The sequence below is a fragment of the Streptomyces sp. NPDC047515 genome (assembly GCF_040643055.1).
Taxonomy (GTDB): domain Bacteria; phylum Actinomycetota; class Actinomycetes; order Streptomycetales; family Streptomycetaceae; genus Streptomyces.
Genome location: NZ_JBEYTM010000148.1, coordinates 1 through 2477 on the forward strand (window position 1 = coordinate 1; position 2477 = coordinate 2477).

At 67.0% G+C, this 2477-nt stretch carries 1 protein-coding gene; it reads right to left on the reverse strand.

Features of this window, described 5'->3' with window-relative positions; translation table 11 throughout:
* Positions 1-318: 318 nt before the first annotated feature.
* Positions 319-1905, reverse strand: a complete 1587-nt coding sequence (locus ABZ826_RS39135) for a Na+/H+ antiporter (protein ID WP_361459343.1) — start codon at positions 1903-1905, stop codon at positions 319-321.
* Positions 1906-2477 lie beyond the last annotated feature (572 nt).

Sequence of the window (2477 nt, forward strand, 5' to 3'; positions counted from 1 at the left end):
GACTTTCTTCGCCGATCGTTGATCTATCAGGTGGTCCCGTTGCGCTGTTCAACAGGGCTTGACTTGCAGCTCAGGAGCCAAACGCAACGGCGTTGCACTGGCACACACCACGTGATCATTCCGGGGCCGTCGCCATGCCCGGAGGGCAGATCACGACCGTCACGCATATCGCGTCGTCAGCCACCCGACAGGCTCTCAGAATCGGACCTGCTGGCTGAGCCACTCGGGATTGCGTTCGCCGAGGCTGACCCATCGGGCCCACGCGGGGTCGGCGAGAACGATCGCGCCGGAGACCCTCTCCGCCCCGCCGGGATGCAGTCAGCCGCGGGCGCGGAGGCTGGCTTCTTCGAGGTCGAGTTCTCGCTGGATCCGGCGCCGGGTGGCGTTGCTGATCTTGTTCGCTTTGTAGAGACGCTGGAGCTCGGCCGCCTCGATGGCGATGAGTGTCCGACGTATCTCTCGGTAGGCGTCGACAGGGCGTGCGTCCGGGTCGCTGTAGTGGGCGTCCTCGGCCTGGTCGATGCGCGCCTCCAGCTGGCGACGGGCCTGTTTCAACGCGGCCTCGGCAGCGGCACCCAGATCCGCGAGCTGATCCAGATCGCCAAGCTGTTTGAGCTCGTCGAGAGCGGCCTTCGCAATGCGTTGGCGGGTTCGGGCCTCCTCGCGCGCGGAGTGCTCTGGCTCCAGAGCGATGCCGGAGAGGCGGACGACAGGGGCGAGGGTGAACCCCTGGAAGATGAGAGTGAGCGCGACGGCCCCGGTGGTGAGCATGAGGATGAGGGCCCGGTGCGGCAGCGGCGCCCCTGTGTGGGTGGCCAGGGGGATGGAGAGTGCGGCGGCCAGCGGCATGACGCCTCGGGTGCCTGCCCAGGACAGGACGGCCGGAACGCGCCAGGAGAGGCGGGTGTCGCCCTCCCTGTGCCGGTATTGGATCAGGGCGGACAGCGGGAAGATCCACAGCAGGCGAATCGTGAGCAGGGTGAAGACGATCACCGGGACCCACAGCGGCCAGCCGTGCTCGTCGTGCGCGAGCTGACGGATGGCGGAAGGGAGTTCGAGGCCGATGAGAGCGAAGACGACGCTCTCCAGCAGGAAGGTCACGGTGTCGTAGACGGCGTGGACCTGGAGGCGGATGGGGGCGCTGCTGAGCCTGTGGCCGGCGCTGCCGAGGACGACACCGGACACAATGACGGCAGTCACGCCGGAGGCGTGCGAATCCTCCGCGATGACGTACGAGGCGTACGGAGTGACCAATGCGATGACGGTCTCCAGCATGGGGTCCTCGGTCCGTCTGCGGATGAGGGTCACCATTCCGGCGACGACCGCGCCGATGAGGGCTCCTCCGCCTGCAAGGATCAGAAACTGCTCTACGGTTCCGCGCACGGTGACGGCGCTGCCGGAAACCGCGGTGGCCACGGCGACCTTGTACAGGACCAGGGACGTGGCATCGTTGAACAGGCTTTCCGCCTGCACCATCACCTGCACGCGTGGTGGGAGAGACAGGCGTCGGCCGAGCGCGGAAACGGCCACGGGGTCAGTGCTGGCCAGGACAGAGCCGAGGATGAACGCGGTCACGGTGGTGAGCGGTGTGATCGCTCGGGCGACGTACCCGACAGCGACGGCCGAGGCGAGGACCAGACCGAAGACCAGGCCGGTCACAGGCCGCCACACGGTGCGCAGGTCGCGGACAGAGATTTCCCCTGCCGAGGCGAAGAGCAGTGGCGGCAGCACCAGCACGTTGATCACATGAGGCGGCAGGCGGACCTCGGGAAGCCAGGGCATCAACCCAACGATCAGACCGGCAACCACCAGGAGCGAAGGGGCGGGCATGCTCCAGCGCCGAGCACCGGTCGTCACGGCTGTGGCCAGGACCACGAGCAGCAGGATGACGGTCAGGCCGGTCATGGAACGTCCCCGGTGGGTTACGGCTTACTACCCCCTCTGGCCAGGTGCTTTATCAACGTAACCGACCTCGGGCGGTAATGCAGCTGCGCCGGACGCGCCCATACCTGCGCATCTCGGGAGTCACCACTCGTCCGACCTGGGAATGGGCCGTGCAGCGGGCACTCGTCAAGGCGTCCACCAGCGGCATGACCGCGTGGGCCAGCTGAAACAACCCGAGGTCCTCCCAGCCGGCCCACGCTGGAAGGAGAGATACGGGGAGACGGGGTTCGTCGGCGACAACGAGGGTGACACCCCGCTCAAGGCGTTCCAGGTCACGCGGCCGGAAGCCGGTCCGTGAGGCGCCGCGAACCACAGCCGATCCGTCGCGCTTTCTACGACGGTGCCCGTGCTAGCTCTACAGCAGTGGCATCGCCCCCAATGCCCCACGACCTCATGACGCCGGACAGCAGTCCGCCAGAGGACGCTCTTCAATGCCGACTGAGAGCCTGTCGGGTGGCCGGTTGATTACGCTGCGATGTAGTCCTCGACGGTGTTGGCTCGTGCGGTCTTGCGGTGGGATTCATGGCTCCACC

Coding starts and splice junctions, on each gene's coding strand:
- ABZ826_RS39135 (WP_361459343.1), bottom strand. CDS start 1,905: ATGACCGGCCTGACCGTCATCCTGCTGCTCGTGGTCCTGGCCACAGCC.